Below are 20376 nucleotides of genomic sequence, written 5' to 3'. Positions count from 1 at the left end.
CCACGCCTTCCTCTTTTATAATCCATTGTTTTTTTAATCTACCTGCTTTTTGTAGTTATGCATTGGTGACGATGGCCTATTCATCAGCAAGTCACAAGCAATGAAGGTTACAAAGATGTCACGACATAACATTTTGGTTAAATGACGATTTGCGTTATAATTTAAGCTTATATTTTGTTACATTTGTAGGCTATTATGACTTCTCCTCTTTCGGTAATCATCCTCGCTGCGGGCAAAGGCACGCGTATGCAGTCGGCTAAGCCAAAAGTGCTGCAGACACTGGCTGGCAAGTCGTTATTGGGTCATGTGCTTGACACCTGTCATCAATTAACGGTTGATGACACCATCATTGTGCATGGTTTTGGCGGCGAGCAAGTCCAAGCAAATATTAATGAGCAATATGCGCATCTGCCTATTACTTGGGTTGCCCAAACTGAGCAATTGGGGACAGGACATGCGGTAAAAGTTACCCTGTCTGATTTACCAAAAGAAGGACAAAGTCTGATTCTGTATGGTGATGTGCCATTGGTCAGTTGCCAGACGCTAGCGACGCTACAAACGGCCAATACCGACGGCATGTCGATGTTGACTCTAACGGTTGAAAACCCCTTTGGTCTCGGTCGTATCAAACGTGATAAAGAGGGCAATATCGAAGCCATCGTTGAGCAAAAAGACGCCAGTGCTGATGAGCAGAAAATCCAAGAGATTAATAGCGGTATCTACTGCGTCGATAATGCGTTATTGCACAAATACCTACCTAAGCTGTCTAATGACAACGCGCAGCAAGAATACTACCTAACTGATATTGTTAAAATGGCAGTTGCTGACGGCATTAATATTGTCGCCATTGAGCCTGAACATACCTTTGAGATTGAAGGCGTCAATAACCGCCAACAGCTTGCCAACTTAGAGCGCACTTGGCAGGGCAAACTGGTTGCAGACCTGCAAGAAGCCGGTGTCCAGTTTGCAGACCCGAGTCGCGTTGATATTCGTGGTACCTTAACTGCCGGTCAAGATGTGTTTGTTGATGTTGGCGTGGTATTTGAGGGCGATTGCGTCTTAGGTGATAACGTCTATATCGAAGCGGGCTGTGTGATTAAAAATGCCCACATTGGTAATGCTTGCCATATCAAACCTTATTGCGTGATTGATCGCGCTGAGATTGGTGCAGGCGTTGACGTTGGTCCTTTCGCCCATTTGCGTCCTGAAACGATATTGTCTGACAACAGTAAGGTCGGTAATTTTGTCGAGATTAAAAAATCGACTATTGGTCATGGCAGCAAGGTTAATCACTTAAGCTACGTCGGCGATGCAACGGTCGGAACCGACGTTAATATCGGCGCGGGTGTCATTACCTGTAATTATGATGGTGTAAACAAATCACAAACCATTATCGAAGACAATGCATTTATTGGCTCTAACGTCAGTTTGGTTGCTCCCGTAACGATTGGTGATACCGCTACTGTTGCCGCAGGTTCAGTGATCACTAAAGACGTTGATGCCCGTGCCTTGGCTTTTGGACGAGCGCGACAAACCCAGAAAGATGACTTCCAGCGTCCGACTAAAAAGTCAAAATAGTAATCGTCAATCAAGAATACTTTGAATACCGTTTATTGAAGTAATACCAAGCAGCATGACAACTTTTGTGATGCTGCTTCCTTATATTTATAGAGTCAGGATTGTTAGCATAAAAGCTCATAAAAGCCATCCTAGTGTAACTTTCTATTATTTATTCACGGAACATTATCGTATCTCGAAGCATTTGATCTGTTAAGCATCGAAAAATCAAAACATGAAACATCGAATTTAAGGAATCGTTATGTGTGGAATCGTTGGAGCAGTAGCTGAGCGTAATATCGCCAATATCTTACTTGAAGGTCTTAAACGTCTAGAATACCGCGGTTATGACTCTGCCGGCCTGGTCGTCATTCGTGATGGCGAGCTTCACCGTGAGCGTCAAGTGGGCAAAGTACAAGCACTGGTCGATGCCGTCGCAGTCAATCCTGAATTTTTCGACGGTCATATCGGTATTGCGCATACACGCTGGGCAACGCATGGCGAGCCGGCACAGCGTAATGCGCATCCGCACGTATCAGGCAAAATAGCGGTGGTACACAATGGTATCGTTGAAAACTATGCCGAATTAAAAGAAGATTTAATTGCTAAAGGCTACGAGTTTACGTCGCAAACTGATACCGAAGTTGTCGCCCATTTAATCAATGATATCTACAAAAACACCCCTGATTTGCTGGAAGCAGTTCGTGCGGTTATTCCTTTATTACATGGCGCCTTTGCCCTTGGCATCGTCCATATCGACTGCCCAGAAGAGCTGATTACCGTCCGTTTAGGCTCGCCTTTGGTGATTGGCGTTGGTATCGGTGAAAACTTCATCGCCTCTGATCAATTGGCACTTTTGCCAGTGACCAATCGTTTTATGTATCTAGAAGAAGGTGATATTGCCAGATTAACGCGTAATAGTATTCAGGTTTATGCGGATGGTATTGAGGTTAAACGTCAAATACATGAAATTGATGCGGCACAGCACAACGCAGATAAAGGTGAGTTTAAGCATTATATGCTCAAAGAAATCTATGAGCAGCCAGATGCTGTTAGACGTACCCTTGAAATGGCGTTAGATAGCGACAAGCCATCTAAACTGCGCGACGATTTTTTACAGCGTCATGAAGCGCAATTAAAAGGCATTAAACACGTTCAAGTCATCGCTTGTGGTACCAGTTATCACTCAGGTTTGGTCGCCAAATATTGGTTTGAGAGCCTTATCCGTGTGCCTTGCTCGGTTGAAGTCGCTAGTGAATTCCGCTACCGCAATCCGGTCGTAATCGATAACTCCTTAGTGATTTGTATTTCGCAATCTGGTGAAACAGCAGACACTTTATCGGCGCTACGTGATATTCAAAAGAATACGCCAGTAGGTCTAGTGAGCTTAGCCTTATGTAATGTCCCAACATCGTCTTTAGTGCGTGAGACGGATATATTCTTACCAACGCTTGCTGGTCCTGAGATTGGGGTTGCTTCTACCAAAGCCTTTACAACCCAGCTTGCAGCTTTGATGTTATTGATCTTAAAAGTAGGTGTGGTTCAGCAACGTATGACGAGCGAAAACTTAACGACCTTAATTGGTCAATTACAACAGTTGCCTGGTCAGCTACATGCTAGCTTGAACCTCGATGCGCCTATCAAAGTTATGAGTGAGCATTTTGAATATAAGAAAAGCTGCTTATTTCTAGGTCGTGGTTTGCAGTTCCCTATTGCCTTAGAAGGTGCACTAAAGCTAAAAGAAATCTCTTATATTCACGCCGAAGGTTATGCAGCAGGCGAACTGAAACACGGACCGTTAGCGTTGGTTGATAAAGACATGCCTATCGTGGTGCTGGCACCGAAAGACAGTATGTTTGATAAACTCAAAGCCAATATGCAAGAGGTACATGCGCGTCACGGTGAGTTGTTTGTATTTGCCAGTGAGTCCAGTCAAATGGTTGCAGAAGACAGATTGCACGTGGTCTATGTGCCTGATGTTTGTGAGACGCTTGCCCCTATCGTCTACAGTGTCCCTGTACAGCTGTTATCGTATCATGTGGCGGTTATGCGCGGAACGGACGTGGATCAGCCTAGAAATTTGGCCAAGAGCGTGACAGTCGAATAATATTTACTTATTTCGATTATATGTCAGCGAGTAATAAAGTATCATACTGAGTGATACTAAATCCTTTGCCATCTCATATTAATGAGATGGCAAAGGATTTTTTTATGGGCAGTAATATTTATAATAAAATGAAATTAAATCATTCCTTTAAAAAGGAAGTAACATCCCACGACGGTTAATAATACCGCAAAACATTTTTTTAATAGTCGTGGTGATAATATATGAGCGACTTTTGCACCTAACTTAGCGGTGAAAAAACTCATAATGCTAATGCCTAAAAAAGCATAAATGTGCACAAAGCCAATCGTATTGGGCACATTGACTTGCTGCTGCAGCCCAAAAATCATAAACCCTAATGCACCGGCAATGGCGATAGGCAAGCCACAAGCCGCTGAGGTGCCAACTGCTTTTTGCATGACCACCCCATAACGTGTGAGATAAGGTACCGTTAAGCTGCCGCCGCCGATACCAAAAATGGCAGAAGCCACACCGATAACCCCGCCTGCCGCTAATTGCTTAGGTTTTGAAGGAAGGGCTGTATTATCATTAATATTGCTATCTATCCTCTTATTGCCTCCCGTAAACATCTTATAGGCGACCCACAGCAAAAACACCCCAACAACGAGCTGAAGGTACAGCCCAGATATCTGTCCTGCAATCCCTGCCCCTAAAAAACAGCCAATCGCTAAACCTGGTGCCAGATTTTTAAAGACAGGCCACATGACTGCGCCCTTTTTATTGTGTGCCATTAACGAGCTGATAGACGTGACGATAATGGTCGCCAGTGAAGTACCTAAAGCCAAATGCATGATATTATCAGGACTGTAACCCATTTGGGTAAAGACGATAAATAATAGTGGTACGATAATCGTTCCACCACCCACTCCAAAAAGACCCGCAGCAAATCCTGCTAGAGCGCCTATTATTAAGAAAATGATTAATTCCACAGGATAATTACTTCTCGTTTAAATGATGGGTTAAAAAGTTATTTTTGCTAAATGACAATTTATTAAAGCACTGACTTAAGCGATTTCTACTTGACCAACTTGATGATAAGCACGATTAAAATAAACCAAACTTTCATCGATACCGCCTTGTTGCTCAGCTTTTTTAATGGCGACAACTCGGCACATAAAAATACTGTGCGTGCCAACTTCCTGAATGTGCTCAATCTCACAGTCAAAATTCACCAACGCGTCCTCTAAAACAGGAGCTCCCGTTTGTAATTGCGTCCAAGAGCCATATGCAAAACGCTCTTCCGAACTCAATTTCGAGGCAAAGGCATTAGATAATTGTTCATGCTGTGCACCTAGCACATTGACACTTAAGGTTTTATTTTCGATAAAATGGGCATGTGAGCGCGATGTCTGTTTCATACACACAAGCAAGGTTGGCGGTGTATCAGTGACGCTACATACCGCCGAAGCGGTAAATCCATGAGCACCAGAGCTACCTTTGGTAGTGATTACATTAACCGCCGTTGTTAATAAAGACATGGCATTTCTAAAGTCGGTTGCTTCAATCATATCTTTAATCATCGCTTGAATCCTAAATTTGAGCTCGGTAAATACAGGTATAGTTGGCAAGTAGTGGCAAATACTAAGCAGTCAGTTCTTGACGAACGATCTCTGCGCCCGCGCTTAATGCTTTCAATTTGCCTTGTGCCACTTGGCGAGACAACGGTGCCATGCCGCAATTAGTCGAAGGATAGAGCTTATCCGCATCGACAAATTGCAGGGCTTTGCGTAGCGTATTGGCCACCTCTTCAGGCGTCTCAATGGTATTGGTTGCTACATCAATGGCACCGATCATTACTTTTTTACCGCGAATCAATTCAATCAATTCCATGGGTACATGTGAGTTTTGACATTCAAGTGAGACAATATCGATATTAGACTGTTGTAATTTCGGAAACGCTTGTTCATATTGACGCCATTCTGAACCCAGTGTCTTTTTCCAATCGGTATTGGCTTTGATACCATAGCCGTAGCAGATATGCACCGCCGTTTCACATTTTAGACCTTCGATGGCTCGCTCTAACGTGGCGATACCCCAATCGTTGACGTCATCAAAGAACACATTAAAAGCAGGCTCATCGAATTGGATAATATCCACGCCAGCCTCTTCTAATTCTCTGGCTTCTTGATTCAGAATTTTAGCAAATTCCCAAGCCAATTCTTCACGACTTTTATAATAACCATCATATAGCGTGTCAATCATCGTCATTGGGCCCGGCAGCGCCCATTTGATCGGCTGATCCGTTTGCTGGCGTAAAAACTTCGCATCTTCCACAAATACAGGTTTTTGACGGCTTACGCTACCCACGACTGACGGTACACTCGCATCATAGCGATTACGAATGCGCACGGTCTCACGCTTTTCAAAATCGACACCATCAAGATGTTCAATAAAGGTGGTCACAAAATGCTGGCGGGTCTGCTCGCCATCACTGACAATATCAATCCCTGCATGACGTTGTTCTTGTAATGTTAAACGTAGCGCATCTTGTTTGGCTTCAAGCAATTGCTCGCCTTCTAATGCCCAAGGTGACCAGATTTTCTCAGGTTCTGCTAGCCAAGAAGGTTTCGGTAAGCTGCCCGCAGTTGACGTCGGTAATAATTTTTGTGTCGGTAATAATATTGTCATGGGATTCATCTTCTTATTCATTTGTATTCTATATTTTGGCTAGAGTTAGATTGCTTAGGCTGCCTGTTTTTTAGCCGTTTCTTTTTGATCCGCTTCTCTTTGAACAGTCTCGCTTGCAACATCATAGCTTGCCGACCATTCTTCAAGAATGGCTTGATATGGCTTGATGAACTGCTCTTCAGTAAATTTGCCTTGCTTTACTGCCATCTGGCTACGCTCTTCACGGTCATAGACAATTTGCGTCAATGAATAATCTTGGTACTTCAAGCTGGGTTGATACACCTGACCTGCGGTAGAGTTGGCATTGTAAATTTCAGGTCGGTAAATTTTTTGGAAAGTCTCCATGGTACTGATTGCACTGATTAGCTCAAGGTCGGTGTAATCACTTAGCAAGTCACCGGCAAAATAAAACGCTAAAGGCGCCGCACTATCTGTAGGCTTAAAGTAGCGAACGGTTAAGCCCATTTTATGGAAATAGTCATCGGTCAACGAATAGTCATCTTGTCTATACTCGATCCCTAATACGGGATGCTGATTGGTCGTACGATGATAGGTTTTACTGGTAGACACACTCAGGCAAATCACCGGTTTTTTAGTAAAGTTGGCTTGATAGGCTTCTGAGTTCAATAAGTATTGAAACAGCTTGCCATGTAAATCACCAAAATCCTGTGGCGGTGCAGATTTCGGATTTTTATCGAAATACTCCGGCAGGACGACGCTAAAGTCATAATCGCGCACGTAAGAGGAGAAACTGTTGCCAATCATACCATCAATACGGGTATTCTCTTTATGGTCAACAATCGTTGTTTGCAGTGTTTCGATGATAGGGAATGTATGACCATTACCCTCAACATCCATATCGACAGAAATGATATCGACCTCGACAGAATAACGGTCTGCGGTCAGATTATCCCAATGTGCCAAGGCGTTAAAACGATTATTGATCATTCTTAAGGTTTTGCGTAAGTTCTCTTGACGATGCTCGCCACGCGCCAAGTTCGCAAAGTTAGTAGTCAGACGCGTGCTGTCTGCAGGATGATAGTTTTCATCAAAACGTATACGCTTAATTGAACAGCTAAATTCTTTACTCATGGTGATCCGCTACCCTAATCTACTCTCATTATTTGAGATAAAACCAAATTTGTGTATGAGATGAATCATACCTCAACCAATACATGAATGAAAATGATAGTATTTAAATTAAAGATGAGTAAGATTCATGTTGGTAAAACTGGATTGGATAGTAGAGAATTTGCCGGATTACTTGATGAGATACAAAGCCTGTAAAAGATTTATATTTATGAGGATAAATTCAGTTATCTTTAATTTAAAATACGATACTGACCTACTCCAAAAGCATTTCCTATCTTAAGAAGGTTTTTGAGTCTGATAAATAAACAAGCTTACGCACACCAAAATAGCACCGAAAATAGTTAATGCGCTCAAAGTGCTATCAAAAACCAAACTCTCTAATATCATCGTTAATAAAGGCAGCAAGAAGAACAAGGTGCTTACTTTATCTGCGGAGCTATATTTGAGCATAAGCATCAATAATAAATATGCCCCTACAGAAACCACTGCGCCCATCCATACTAATGATAGTAAAGAGGAAGCATTGACCTCAAAGGATAATCCTTTATAAACAATCACCGCGGAGAATATCAAAAATGAAAATATAGTCTGAATTAACAAGGTTAAGATAGGCGGCGTTTTAACGTTAGCTTGAGCAATAGCACCAAACGTGATGGAGAGTAATGCCAGTGTGGAAAGTATCATACCTAAAGCATTTATCTTATCAACGCTATGATAGCCCAATGTTGATAAAACTAAGCCTGAAAAACAAATCGCTAGTAGTATTAAGTTTTTAACGCTAACCGTGTTTGCACTTAATAGTGACGTTATAATTGGCTGCATACCAAGAACCAGTATAATGATTCCAAGGGATAGCCCCGTATTAATAGCTGAGAAGTAAAAGGTTAAATAGAATACTTGTAGCAACAGACCTGAAAATATAATGCCTTTGAGCTGGTCTTTCTTAAGCTCAGTGATAGCTATCTTCTTATGGGCAGATTTTAGATAGATGGCTAGTAGCAATGACAAAGCGATTGCTGATCTTAAAAATAAAAAGCTCCAAGAGTCAGTATATTGCAAACCAACTTTTGCAAAGATGGCTCCGCCACTCCATATTGCCAAAAATCCTATAGGTGCAGCAAGATTTACAATATCCTGCTTTGATTGGGTGTGAAAATTCAATTTTATATCCTTGAGCAGCGTGCATTTGAATGATGCCGCTATGATAATAAAATTGATTCTCCAGAGTTTGTTGGAATAGATTGGAATATATGCTGATCAGCCGATTCTTTGGTGCTTCATATTTTGATTGCTACAACGAAGTCTGTATGGTGTCTGATGATAGACGCTAGAAAAACGACGTATGAAGGCAGACACATTATCGTAACCACACTTCTCAGCCACAATCGTAATAGGTGTGTCAGTATTTAGAATGAGGCCAAGGGCAGATTTCATACGAAGGTTGGTAATATAAGCGTGGGGCGTACAACCAACATGCTCTTTGAATAACACCTTGAACTGACTTTCGCTCAGACAGGCAATGTCAGCAAGTGACTTTATCGTGTGGTTAGCGGCGATATCATTCTTGATAGTGTGAACAACGGCAGTTAAGCGAGTATCCAGTCTCTTACTCATCTGCATATGTCCAAGAAGCTGTTTTAATAACTCAAACATTATCCCTTCTATCTGTTGGTTGTAAGCAGAGGTCAATTGCTTTTCAACAAAAGAGATATATAACAAGGTTTTTTCGTCCATTGAAAAATGCGCTTCATTTAATGTCGACCCTAAAAAACCTATATCCTCTATATTTATTACTAAAAAACGAAAGTCTTCTCTCGCCTGAAATTGATGGTGAATACCTTTTTTGATAACCAATGCTTCTCCATAAGAAACATTAATGGTCTGATTGCTAATGACCATTCTAATGTCACCCATCAATGGTATAAGAATTTGATGGTAATCATGAGTATGACCTTCAAGTTGGCTGTCATAGGTCCTGATAAATAAATGATTTATTGGCTCAATATTTTTCATGAGGTCTATTCACTGTCTAAAATACTTTTAGGTAACAGCACTTTAAAAGAGTGTAGCAAGGACACTATCTTAGCGATTAATGAACCGGATGCTTTGAATGCTAGTCTTATTTTAAGATACCTCAATTTTAAGATAACCCAAAGGAACCATTCATTTCGCTCTTTAAACCTATTAATAGATCACTATAAACATACCACTTAAATGTAAAGTTGTTATTAATTCCAGTAGCTTGTTAAAATCCTTCAACGCTAAAATGCTAAAACGAGCAAATTATTGCTTGACTGCCTCAATCTGAATATTCAACTCAACCTTTTCCGTCATACCCAATAAGGTGTATTTACTGATACCCCACTTTGTCCGATCAATAGTCGTCGTAAAATCGCCCCCACACACCGATTTTTTTAGTATCGGATTGAAATAGCAATTAAACTTGGTGGCAGTAAGGGTAATAGGATTGGTTTTACCATGTAGCGTTAGCATGCCATCCACTTGACTGACAGCTGCGCTGTCTTTATCAGAGCTGGCTTTATCAGTCGAAAAATGCCATTGAGTCGACTCAAAATGCGCCAATGGAAATTTTTCAATATCAAAAAAATCTGCGCTTTTAAGGGTAATATCAAAGGCTTTATTGCCCGTATTTAAGCTATTTAAAGGAATAGTAAGCGCTATATAACCTGTCTTAGCAGCTTTGTCATATTCGAGCTGACCAGTTAAGTTATAAAAACCACCGGTATTGGTCGAGGTATTAAAATGGTCGATGGGTAAGCATACGTTATCATGGTCTATTACTCACCCTTCAGTATTTTTACAGGCTCAGTTCTAGCAGCACTATATGCGGGATAAATAGTAGACAATAAGACAACAATTAGCGCAGAGACTAAAATAAGTACGATATCTATGAGCTTAATTTTAGAAGGGAGCGATTCAACGAAGTAATTATCAAAAAGCCCCAAATCAAAAGTGACATTGATCCAAGCTGATACGCTAGGAATGCTAAGCGAAAGTGTAATTCCTAAGGCTAGACCAATGAATATACCGAAGACGCCAATGATAGCGCCTTGAACTATAAATATACGTGAAATAAGACTGGGTGAGGCGCCAAAGGTTTTTAATATTGCAACATCTGACCTCTTCTCTGTCACGCTCATCACCAATGTTGAAATAACATTAAACGCCGCAACTAAAATAATAAGAAATAATAGTAACGACATCATAGTTTTTTGCATACGAATGGAAGTATACAAGCTGCCATGAGTCTGTGTCCAATCACCACTCGAGAATGCAAGATTTTCTTGGGAACTCTGGAGTAGTACAGCTTGATCAGAAATACTTGCCAATGCTTTTTGGGCGGAATCTTGAGAGAGGAAAACATCTCTTAAATTTAGGCGGATACCAGTAGCACCATGATTTAAGCCCACTACGTCAGAAGCACCGTCCATGGAAACATAACTCATCCACTTATCTATCTCTTGGCTGACATGAAATACGCCAGTGAGGGTATAGGTGTGAAATGTAGGTGTAATACCGACTGTAGAGCTAGAGGGCTTAGAGATTATAATACCAACTTCATCGCCAAGTTTCAGAGCATATTTATCGACGACATATTCACCAAGGATAATATTATTACTACCAGTATTCAAACTATAGAAACTACCTTCTACCATACTTTGTCTAAGAATAGAAACTTTAGCATGGGATTCAGGCTCTATACCATTTATTATGGTGCTGTTAACCTCTCCCTCTAGTGACAACATACCTCGAGCCTGAACAAAAGGTGCCGTAGCTATTACATTGCTATCGTTTTTTTCTATGATTTTTGCAAACGAGTTCCAATCATTGAGAGGAATGGACGAATAAACTGCTGCCTGTGGCACCATTCCTAATATTTTCTTAGACAGTACTTCTTCAAAACCATTCAAAACTGATGTCACTACGATTAATGCAGCAACACCCAGTATTAAACCAGCCATAGATACTAAAGATATAAAAGATAGAAACTTATTGGAACTTTCTGAACGGGTAAAGCGCAATCCTATAAAAATGGGCAGGGAACGGCGCATAAGTTAATATCTCTTATCTGTATGTATGGATAGCTAAATTAGAACGTTTTAGTCAATTCGACTGATACGTCATTTTTATCGTACTCTTCAAAAGGCGAATTACTGGTTACTTTATTATAATTCCAGCTTAGTCTTGGGGTTAAGCCTAAGAAAGAGAATCCTCTATTCCATGCTGTAATACCAGCACTATATTCTTTGTTTTCACGCTGAATACCAAAGAAATCTTCACCATCGAAATTGCGTTCCGCATAACCAAAGTCTAGCCTGGTAGTATATCCTTTTGGCCACGTCTGACCCCAACCTACTCTAACACCTGGACGATCATAAGCTAGCGAATCATCTTCAGAATCTCTAGTGGAATAATCTACCCCAAATGTCCAAAATTGCTGCCCATTTGGAAAATATATAGCAGTATTGGCTAATAACCAATCTTCACCATCATTATAATCATAAAGATCAATATATTCTGAATTTGCATAACGCGCTAAGCCTTGATAGCGTACTTTTGGACTGAGCCATTGATTTAAGTTAACCCTAATACCTGTAGTATCAGCATAACTTTTTAAATCACCATCTCCACTTCTGCCTTGAGCATATAAACGTTTATTATAAAATGGTACTAATTCTACTTCGGTAGTTGAATTCTGGTAACCTACTCCCACACCGATACCCGCGGTAATATCGTTGTAGTTCTTATTATCCCAGTAGTATTGACCATAGCTATTAAGATGCAAAGCCGTATACATTTTATTATCATACAACCACTTTCTGTCACCATTTAAACTAAAATTTAAGCCCTTTCCTGATTCTCTTGGAGAGGTATAGGTAAGTACTGATCCGTCCTCTCTGATTATACTGGTTCCCTGTTTAGGAGAATTAGTGATATTGTTATCATTTACATAAGAGACAGATCCATTGAAGCTCCAACGATTTTGAGAGTTGATAGAATCTAAATATTTATTAATAACCTGTACATCGCCTTCCGTAGTAGCATCACTACGTAGTCTTTCAAACTCTGATTGCGCTGCATCAAACTGACGATTATAAAATAGGGCCATTGCTAATTGAAACCTTAGAATTTCAACCTCAGGCAGCTGTGCATTTACTTTTCGGTAAATATTTACTGCTTCGTCAAAATCACCCTTTTTAGCAGCAATAATAGCATTACCCCAATCAATAACAGAGGGGTCATAGTTAGGTACTTGCTTATAGTAGGGCAGTAATTCTTCTAAAGAATCAGCATTACCTTGTTTTAATAGGATTGACAATAAATTTTCAAATTCTTCAGGGTTGGCACGAAGATACACAATAGTCTCTTCCTTGCTCATTTGTGGCCCTGAATCATTAGAAGGCAAATCAGTAGATAAAGTCTCGAAATTATCAGGACGTACTTCACCTATCTCTTTATTAATAGACTCAATAGAATTGTCTTGAGGAGCTAGAGGAGCACCAATAGCCAAAGAACTTACAGAATAACAACCTGAAATCAAAATTAAGGCAGTATACATAGTAGAGTGTCGAAAATATTGCATAAAGGTTCCAATCAGTTAATTGTTAATTACCAGATGCACAAACGACCACTCTAAGGTGGCCGCTTGTTTACTAACTATTAGGTATCAATCTAACTATTATTCAGTTTGGTTAGCGTTACCATCTTTTGGTGGCTCAACTGGCGTAGTTGGAGCAACAACTTTCTCTGCACCAAACACACCGCCCCAAGCTGCATTACCATATCCTGAATTAACAGAGTTTACAGCACCACCAAGCTCATCAGCATTCTTTCCAAAGAAAGTACCTTTGAATGTACCTTTATCTTTGTTAGAACCATAAGCTAACTGTGATTCACCTTTAGCAGTATTACCAAATACTTTACCATTGAAGTTTACAAGTTTATCTTGTTTAAAGACATTTGCGCCTTCAGCTGGTTTGACTTCCCATACATTGAAGATATTACCAGCGATAGTTCTATCACCCATATCTACAGTAGCTTGGACATAGTTGCCTTGACCATTCACTGCTGTATTACCACCGCCAAACGAGTTACTGTTTGGATCACCTTTGTCGCCATGATATGAGTTATCGATACCATACATTAACGCATGGCCAGCATAGCTAACTTTGCCGCCTTTGGCTTGCAAAGCATCCATCTGAGCGATAGTAGTTTCGTTAGTACCGCGATAGAAGTAGGTATCTACTGTTTCTTTACCAGCAGTTCCTGCAGAATCTCTATCTTGAGCATCTGATATAACAGATTGATAGTACTTGTACTCTTTACCTTCAAGTTCAGCGTCTGTCAACTTGTCAATATTTGAAGTAACACGGCCGTACTGAACATCGTCAAGCTTAATAGCTTTAAATGATGGCTTATCAGTCGTGTTCACTACCAAATTACCTGCAGCATTTGTAGTAGTTACAAAGCGAACACTGTTTTTGTCAGAAGCATTATTAGTTGCACTGTTATCAGTGTTACGGTATTTATTACCGAAAATGCGAGTATTCAATTTCGAACCAGTAATTGCGTTGATATTGTTTTTAGCAGCTGAATCGTTTTCCTGACCTTCAACGGTGAAGTTCGTATCAGTGTCACCTTTACTGATAACAACTAAACCATTCAAGCTATTATTAGCACTTGCTACGTCAACACCGTTAGCAACGTTATATTCTTGAAGCTCTTTAGTATCTGCAGGGCTCTCTTTAGAGAATCCTTCTACAGCTTCACCAGCATAACGAATTAATGCTTGATCACCTTCAACACGTTTAACAGTTTCACGACCGATAACGATGTTGTTAAGCTTTTTATTTTGGATGTTAATACCATTCAAAACAGTAGCATTACCAGTCTTAGCATCTGCAGGGTTCAACTCACGATCGAACTCAGCTTCAGTTCCGCGTACGTACTGTTGGCCACCAACTGTCGTTTCTTTCTTAAGATCTAGATTACCTTCTGCTGCCGCACCAGTATTGTCTTCATCACCTTGGCCTGGAGTTGGCGTAGGAGTTGGCGTAGGAGTTGGCGTAGGAGTTGGCGTAGGAGTTGGCGTAGGAGTTGGCGTAGGAGTTGGCGTAGGAGTTGGCAACTGTGGAACGTAGTTGCTGTCGTTATCGCTACCACAACCTGTTAAAGCCGTTGCTGCAAAAACAGCACTCAGGGCTACTGCTAAATACTTTTGTTTCATGTTCATTTCCTTATATCTATGTAAGAACTACTCATGTGTAGACAGTACTGTATATTTCACCATCAGCTACAGCTAGTAGCAACAGCTCGGTTTAACGTTAAGACTACCAAACCGTATACTTTATGTCAACGTAAAATTCTATAAGGCAACATCAGTAATATTGCGTTATATCATTATAATTTTCAGTGAAATTTATAGCGCTACAATAAAACAATATTTGGTTAAGTTCAACACTTTTATCGATCTACGATCATTTATTTGTAAAATATATATCCTAATTCCCATGCAGATTCAATGTTCTATGAAAAAGTAAGCATTTAAAAACATCTCTCTGAATCATGAACAACTATCTGATTGCCAAATATCTAGTTCAAATCATAATAATTAACATTTAATAACAATTATTGCTTGACTGCCTCAATCTGAATATTCAACTCAACCTTTTCCGTCATACCCAATAAGGTGTATTTACTGATACCCCACTTTGTCCGATCAATAGTCGTCGTAAAATCGCCCCCACACACCGATTTTTTTAGTATCGGATTGAAATAGCAATTAAACTTGATGGCGGTAAGGGTAATAGGATTGGTTTTACCATGTAGCGTTAGCATGCCATCCACTTGACTGACAGCTGCGCTGTCTTTATCAGAGCTGGCTTTATCAGTCGAAAAATGCCATTGAGTCGACTCAAAATGCGCCAATGGAAATTTTTCAATATCAAAAAAATCTGCGCTTTTAAGGGTAATATCAAAGGCTTTATTGCCCGTATTTAAGCTATTTAAAGGAATAGTAAGCGCTATATAACCTGTCTTAGCAGCTTTGTCATATTCGAGCTGACCAGTTAAGTTATAAAAACCACCGGTATTGGTCGAGGTATTAAAATGGTCGATGGCAAAGCGAACATTGCTATGAGTAGAATCGAGATGATAAGTAGCTGCCTGACTACTGACCGTACTTACGAGAGCAGCTGCCGATAATGAGACGATGGCTAATGGATAAGTATAACGCTGAAGATATCCAGATGATGTATGATTCACTAGGAAAATAGACATGAGACAGTCCCTTGTCGTGGGGTATGAGCAGTTGCCCATTCAGCTTTTTGTTAAATAAGCTATTTTTAGACAAACAGTATTTGAGTGGAGAACAATTCAGCAAAACTGCGCTTAAATATTATAGGTCAACCACTTCCTGTGTGATTGACCTAAAAACTACTTTAGCAATACTGATTATTTTTCGATAACTGTGCTTTCCTTATCTTTGCCATGCGGTATCAACCATTTGCCAAACCATCCTGATAAGTCATCCATCAAGGTATACACTACGGGTATGACCACCAGGCTTAATAACGTTGAGGTAACCAAACCGCCCAATACCGCTGCAGCCATCGGACGGCGAAAGGTGGGATCAGCATCGCCCCAACCAAAGACCAAAGGCATCATGCCCGCGCCCATCGCAATGGTGGTCATAATAATTGGCCGCGCACGCTTACGGCACGAATCAATAATGGCATCAAAACGCGCCAAGCCTCGACGTTGAGCAATCAATGCATAATCGACCAATAAGATAGAGTTTTTGGTCGCAATACCCATCAGCATAATAAAACCAATCATCGATGGCATCGATAGACTGCTATTAGTAATCACCAAGCCGACAAAAGCGCCACCGATAGACAATGGTAACGCCATCAAAATGGTAAAAGGCTGCAAGATACGACCAAACAATAAAATAAGCACTCCTAAAATACAGACCACACCGACCGACATCGCAATCACAAAGCCACTGAATAACTCAGCCATGTTTTCTGCTTGCCCTTGGTCAATAATAGTAATAGAGGCTGGCAACTGCTGCATACTTGGTATGCTCTTAACCGCTTGTACCAAGTCGCCCAGCTCACCATTGGCAGGCTGAACGGTAATACTAATCGCCCGCTCACGATCGAGGCGGCTGATTTGCGCAGGGCCAGTACCAAAATCTAATGACGCCACTTCACCTACACGCACGCCTTGTCCCGCTGGTAAGGCACTCGGTACATATAAGCCTTCTAACTGACTGACATTTTGCTTGGCAATATCAGGTAAACGTACCACTATGGGTATCTGCCGCGTATCCAAATTAAGCTTAGATAAACGCTGCTCATAATCCCCAACGGTCGCCACCCGTAAGGTGGTGGCGATATCTTGTGTCGTCACGCCTTTATCGGCCATTGCTAGCCTGTCTGGCGTCACTGTCAGCTCTTGGCGTGGCAGACTGCGATCACTGGTAACAGCACCCGAGCTTGGTAACGCCCGAATCTCTGCCATCATTTGCTGAGCTGTCTGTTCAAGCAATTGTGGGTCGGTACTAGTCAAAGAAAAATTATAACCCGTCTCACCGCCACTCGATAAACCAACGGTAAAGCGCGCACCCGGCACTTCTGACAACATACTACTGATTTTACGCTCAATTTCTTGCTTAGAGCCACGTTCTGCTCTCGGAGCAAGCACCACATCCAAACCCGCAATATTTTCAGCCTTACCGCCAGAGCCGGCTTCCATTGCCGCCTGTGCTTCTCCTACCGAGGTAAAGATATGAGTCACTTCAGGCATGGCTAAGATGCGCTCGCTGGCCAGCGCCGCAACACGCTCGGTATCTTCTAGTGCCACATCAGGGGTCAGCTCAATCTCAACCCGCGTCTGATCAATATCATTATCAGGAATAAAAGAGGTTGGTAATAATTTCACCAACGCCAACGATGCCACGAACAATAGTAAAGTCGCAGCCATCGTAATCCAGCGATGATGCAATGTCCATGAGACTACTTTAAGATACCAGTCCATCAACGCGCTTTGTTTTTCGACGTGCTTTTTTTCTGGGCGTAATATATAAGCAGCCATCATTGGGGTAATAAGGCGCGCGACCATTAATGATGCGAATATTGATAGTGCTGCTGTCCAACCAAACTGACGGAAAAACTGTCCAACGATACCGCCCATAAAGGCAGTCGGTAAAAATACCGCAATTAAGGTAAAGGTGGTCGCGACTACTGCTAAGCCAATCTCGTCAGCCGCTTCCATAGCGGCTTCATAAGGCGTCTTACCCATACGCAAATGGCGGATGATATTTTCGACTTCCACAATCGCATCATCGACCAGTACGCCAATGACCAGTGATAGTGCCAAGAGCGAAATAATATTAAGACTAAAGCCAAATAAGTACATGCCCAAAAACGTCGGGATAACGGACAACGGCAATGCCACTGCAGCCACAAAGGTGGCACGGATATTGCGCAAAAATAAGAATACTACCACTACAGCTAGCAAACCACCTTCTATCAGCATGCGTAAGGACGCTTGATAGTCTTCGGCAATGGGTGTGGCTCGATCATAGACTTTTTCAATATCGATATTGCCGACATCGGCTGACAACTTGGCTAACTCTGCGTCAACCAACTCCATGACTTCAACTTCACTAGCACCGCGCGAACGTGTAATATTAAATGCGACTACCGTTTGCCCATCGAGCTTGGCAATAGAGCTTGGATCAGCAGCGCCATCGGTGATTTGCGCCATACGCCCAAGTGCTTGCGTACCGCCAGTAGGAACAGCGACTTGTAAATTATTTAAATCGCTGGCGCGCTCAACGGCGCCAAGCACACGAATAGTCTGTGTGGTTTTGCCCACTTCTGCTTCACCGCCAGAGCTGTCTTGCTGGATACCGGTGATTTGATTGGATAACTGAGTGATAGAAAGCTTAAGACCACTTAAGGTAATAGGGTCAGCAGCAACCGTAATCTCTCGCTGTAGCCCACCGATGCGGCTGACGGTACTGACACCCGGTATGTCGGAGAGACGCTTGGTAACCGTATCATCAACGAACCAAGACAAGTCTTCCACATTCATATTTTCAGACGCAACAGAATAGGTAACAACGGGAAATCCTGAGGTTGAAACCTTGGTAATGATGGGGTCATTGGCTGCAGCTGGCAAATCGCCACGCACTTCACCGACTGCCGAACGCACATCGTCAACCGCTTCTTGAATGTCTTTTTCCAAGACAAACTCGGTGACCATGGTCGCAGCGCCCGTCTGTAGGGTGGTGCGAATATGCTTGACTCCCTCAATACTGGTGAGCTTATTTTCAACTTTTTTTGCAATATCATTTTCGAGCTGCGATGGCGCGGCACCCGGTAAGGTAACGGTAACTACCACCGCTGGCAGGTCAATATCAGGAAACTGCTGCACCTTCATTTGCATAAAACCGTAGAGGCCGCCCAAGGTCAGCAGTACAAACAGCAGAATAGCTACTAAAGGATTTCTAATCGAGTAAGCGGAGACATTTAAACTCATGAACGCGCCTGCGTGGCTATGCCATTGGTTGCGGTGTTTGCCGTTTTACCAGCTTGGCTACCCGATTTATCATTAGCTGTATTAATGCTATTAACAACCCGTACCAAGTCCCCATCGTTTAGGAAGCTACCACCTTGCTTCACAAGTCGACTTTCTGCAGGCAGTGGTTCTGTCAGCGCAACACTATCGCCAAAACGTTCGCCAAGGGTCACGCGTTGTTGTTTGATACGTCCTATGTTTTTACCGTCTTGGCTACTGACATTGGTCACTAGCATCACATAATCATAGCCATCATTGCTGACAATGGCACTATTCGGTACGGTCTGAGCACTAGTACTACCCAATAGAAATTCACCCGTTTGGTACATGCCAGCACGCACTTTTGAGTTAGCAGCGAGGCTAGCATAAATAGTGATTTGACGGTTATTATCGGCCGTTGGTGCAATACGGCTTACTTGCCCCATCACAGAATCGCCACCCGGTAAGCTGACACGCACTTGCGTGCCGACATTGACTTCACCAAGGAGTTTAGGATCGATATCCGCGCGCCACTCTAAAACACCACCTTTAATAATGGTAAATAATGGCTCACCACCAGCAACCATGCCAACTTCAGCCATTTTTTCACTGATAACACCACTGACCGGTGCGACTACATTGGCATTATTGACACTTAAACGCTGGGTACTGAGGCGCGCTTTGGACGCTTGTAGTGCCGCCTGTGCTTGCAGTTTAGAGGTGCGATAGCGATCCGCTTCTTGTCTACTAATGGCATCTATCTCAATCAGCGGCAGGACACGAGCTGCATCGGCAGTCGCATTGGCAAGGGTTGCTTCTGCTTCGGCAACATCTGCCTCAGCTTGCAAGACTTGTTGCTCCATGGCATCGGTATCAAATATCGCCAGTACTTGCCCCGCTTTGACGCGATCGCCCTCTTGGACCAATATACGTTCGATAGCAACGCCGTTTACTTTGGCGCTGACATTAGCGACATCTTTAGCGTTGATGGTGCCATCCGCACTCAGCGTGTTACCAATACTGTCTTGGCTTGGCGATACTGTTTCGACTGATAATACCGCTTGCTGGTTGCTGCTATCTTTTGGGTCGGCAGTTGCGCTTTGCGCACTGCTAGCCGCTGGTAACTCATCACTCGCTGCTTTATCGCCGCCCCAGTATTTACCAACCAACACCCCAATGACAAGTACGATAGCCAATACTGGCAATAACCATAACGGGAATTTTGATGATGGTTTAGGCGCTCGCGTATCAGCTTGGCGGTATGGCGGCAGCTCTGCTTTGCTAATCGCATCAGCATCGACTACTGGCTTGTCATTAGGGTCTTGAAGATCACTCATAAACGGTCTCTATAAATAAGAGCAATAATGAATATCTAGCTACTA

15 protein-coding genes are annotated in these 20376 nt (G+C 42.2%); 2 read left to right on the top strand and 13 right to left on the bottom strand.

Annotated elements, in window-relative coordinates:
- Positions 1 to 195 precede the first annotated feature (195 nt).
- On the top strand, positions 196 to 1578 hold the full coding sequence (gene glmU, locus FQ084_RS11275) for a bifunctional UDP-N-acetylglucosamine diphosphorylase/glucosamine-1-phosphate N-acetyltransferase GlmU (protein WP_149490743.1): 1383 nt from the start codon (positions 196 to 198) through the stop codon (positions 1576 to 1578).
- A gap of 241 nt (positions 1579 to 1819) precedes the next feature.
- Positions 1820 to 3664, top strand: coding sequence for a glutamine--fructose-6-phosphate transaminase (isomerizing) (gene glmS / locus FQ084_RS11270; protein ID WP_149490742.1), 1845 nt, complete (start codon positions 1820 to 1822; stop codon positions 3662 to 3664).
- 134 nt (positions 3665 to 3798) lie between these two features.
- Here glmS and FQ084_RS11265 read toward each other — a convergent pair whose 3' ends face one another.
- From FQ084_RS11265 to FQ084_RS11205, 13 genes are all read right to left on the bottom strand, one after another.
- Complete coding sequence (locus tag FQ084_RS11265) at positions 3799 to 4611, bottom strand: sulfite exporter TauE/SafE family protein (protein ID WP_149490741.1); 813 nt, start codon at positions 4609 to 4611, stop codon at positions 3799 to 3801.
- 75 nt (positions 4612 to 4686) lie between these two features.
- Entirely contained in the window at positions 4687 to 5190 is a 504-nt protein-coding gene (locus tag FQ084_RS11260; protein ID WP_149490870.1) for a flavin reductase, read from the bottom strand.
- 73 nt (positions 5191 to 5263) lie between these two features.
- Positions 5264 to 6310 carry a methionine synthase gene (locus tag FQ084_RS11255; RefSeq protein ID WP_149490740.1) on the bottom strand — a complete coding sequence of 349 codons (1047 nt, stop codon included), beginning with the start codon at positions 6308 to 6310 and terminating at the stop codon, positions 5264 to 5266.
- 54 nt (positions 6311 to 6364) lie between these two features.
- Positions 6365 to 7402, bottom strand: a complete 1038-nt coding sequence (locus tag FQ084_RS11250) for a DUF1852 domain-containing protein (RefSeq protein ID WP_149490739.1) — start codon at positions 7400 to 7402, stop codon at positions 6365 to 6367.
- 276 nt (positions 7403 to 7678) lie between these two features.
- A complete protein-coding gene (locus FQ084_RS11245; protein ID WP_149490738.1) occupies positions 7679 to 8563 on the bottom strand; it encodes a DMT family transporter in 885 nt (294 codons plus the stop codon).
- A gap of 96 nt (positions 8564 to 8659) precedes the next feature.
- Entirely contained in the window at positions 8660 to 9415 is a 756-nt protein-coding gene (locus tag FQ084_RS11240) for a helix-turn-helix transcriptional regulator (protein ID WP_149490737.1), read from the bottom strand.
- Between the two features lie 270 nt (positions 9416 to 9685).
- Positions 9686 to 10201 carry a YceI family protein gene (locus tag FQ084_RS11235; protein WP_149490736.1) on the bottom strand — a complete coding sequence of 172 codons (516 nt, stop codon included), beginning with the start codon at positions 10199 to 10201 and terminating at the stop codon, positions 9686 to 9688.
- Complete coding sequence (locus FQ084_RS11230) at positions 10201 to 11475, bottom strand: lipoprotein-releasing ABC transporter permease subunit (protein WP_149490735.1); 1275 nt, start codon at positions 11473 to 11475, stop codon at positions 10201 to 10203. Before FQ084_RS11230 ends, FQ084_RS11235 begins: the two co-directional genes overlap by 1 nt.
- 38 nt (positions 11476 to 11513) lie before the next feature.
- Positions 11514 to 12983, bottom strand: coding sequence for a surface lipoprotein assembly modifier (locus FQ084_RS11225; RefSeq protein ID WP_262880754.1), 1470 nt, complete (start codon positions 12981 to 12983; stop codon positions 11514 to 11516).
- A gap of 120 nt (positions 12984 to 13103) precedes the next feature.
- Positions 13104 to 14651 carry a transferrin-binding protein-like solute binding protein gene (locus tag FQ084_RS13280; protein ID WP_188032958.1) on the bottom strand — a complete coding sequence of 516 codons (1548 nt, stop codon included), beginning with the start codon at positions 14649 to 14651 and terminating at the stop codon, positions 13104 to 13106.
- A 401-nt stretch (positions 14652 to 15052) separates the two neighbouring features.
- Entirely contained in the window at positions 15053 to 15703 is a 651-nt protein-coding gene (locus tag FQ084_RS11215; RefSeq protein WP_149490733.1) for a YceI family protein, read from the bottom strand.
- A gap of 174 nt (positions 15704 to 15877) precedes the next feature.
- Positions 15878 to 18976 carry an efflux RND transporter permease subunit gene (locus FQ084_RS11210; protein WP_149490732.1) on the bottom strand — a complete coding sequence of 1033 codons (3099 nt, stop codon included), beginning with the start codon at positions 18974 to 18976 and terminating at the stop codon, positions 15878 to 15880.
- Positions 18973 to 20331 (bottom strand): efflux RND transporter periplasmic adaptor subunit, encoded by a 1359-nt coding sequence (locus tag FQ084_RS11205; RefSeq protein WP_149490731.1) that lies wholly within the window; start codon positions 20329 to 20331, stop codon positions 18973 to 18975. The genes FQ084_RS11210 and FQ084_RS11205 overlap by 4 nt, the downstream gene beginning before the upstream one ends.
- Between the last annotated feature and the right edge of the window lie 45 nt (positions 20332 to 20376).

It is taken from the genome of Psychrobacter sp. ANT_WB68 (assembly GCF_008369115.1).
Taxonomy (GTDB): domain Bacteria; phylum Pseudomonadota; class Gammaproteobacteria; order Pseudomonadales; family Moraxellaceae; genus Psychrobacter.
The sequence above is the reverse complement of the archived record's forward strand: the minus strand, read 5'-3'. Positions and strand labels throughout refer to the sequence as shown.

What these genes read in the sequence shown, in the direction of transcription:
- FQ084_RS13280 (WP_188032958.1), bottom strand. Translation starts at nt 14,651, where the DNA reads ATGAAACAAAAGTATTTAGCAGTAGCCCTGAGTGCTGTTTTTGCAGCA.
- FQ084_RS11255 (WP_149490740.1), bottom strand. Translation starts at nt 6,310, where the DNA reads ATGACAATATTATTACCGACACAAAAATTATTACCGACGTCAACTGCG.
- FQ084_RS11205 (WP_149490731.1), bottom strand. Translation starts at nt 20,331, where the DNA reads ATGAGTGATCTTCAAGACCCTAATGACAAGCCAGTAGTCGATGCTGAT.
- FQ084_RS11260 (WP_149490870.1), bottom strand. Translation starts at nt 5,190, where the DNA reads ATGATTGAAGCAACCGACTTTAGAAATGCCATGTCTTTATTAACAACG.
- FQ084_RS11215 (WP_149490733.1), bottom strand. Translation starts at nt 15,703, where the DNA reads ATGTCTATTTTCCTAGTGAATCATACATCATCTGGATATCTTCAGCGT.
- glmS (WP_149490742.1), top strand. Translation starts at nt 1,820, where the DNA reads ATGTGTGGAATCGTTGGAGCAGTAGCTGAGCGTAATATCGCCAATATC.
- glmU (WP_149490743.1), top strand. Translation starts at nt 196, where the DNA reads ATGACTTCTCCTCTTTCGGTAATCATCCTCGCTGCGGGCAAAGGCACG.
- FQ084_RS11225 (WP_262880754.1), bottom strand. Translation starts at nt 12,983, where the DNA reads ATGTATACTGCCTTAATTTTGATTTCAGGTTGTTATTCTGTAAGTTCT.
- FQ084_RS11230 (WP_149490735.1), bottom strand. Translation starts at nt 11,475, where the DNA reads ATGCGCCGTTCCCTGCCCATTTTTATAGGATTGCGCTTTACCCGTTCA.
- FQ084_RS11250 (WP_149490739.1), bottom strand. Translation starts at nt 7,402, where the DNA reads ATGAGTAAAGAATTTAGCTGTTCAATTAAGCGTATACGTTTTGATGAA.
- FQ084_RS11240 (WP_149490737.1), bottom strand. Translation starts at nt 9,415, where the DNA reads ATGAAAAATATTGAGCCAATAAATCATTTATTTATCAGGACCTATGAC.
- FQ084_RS11210 (WP_149490732.1), bottom strand. Translation starts at nt 18,976, where the DNA reads ATGAGTTTAAATGTCTCCGCTTACTCGATTAGAAATCCTTTAGTAGCT.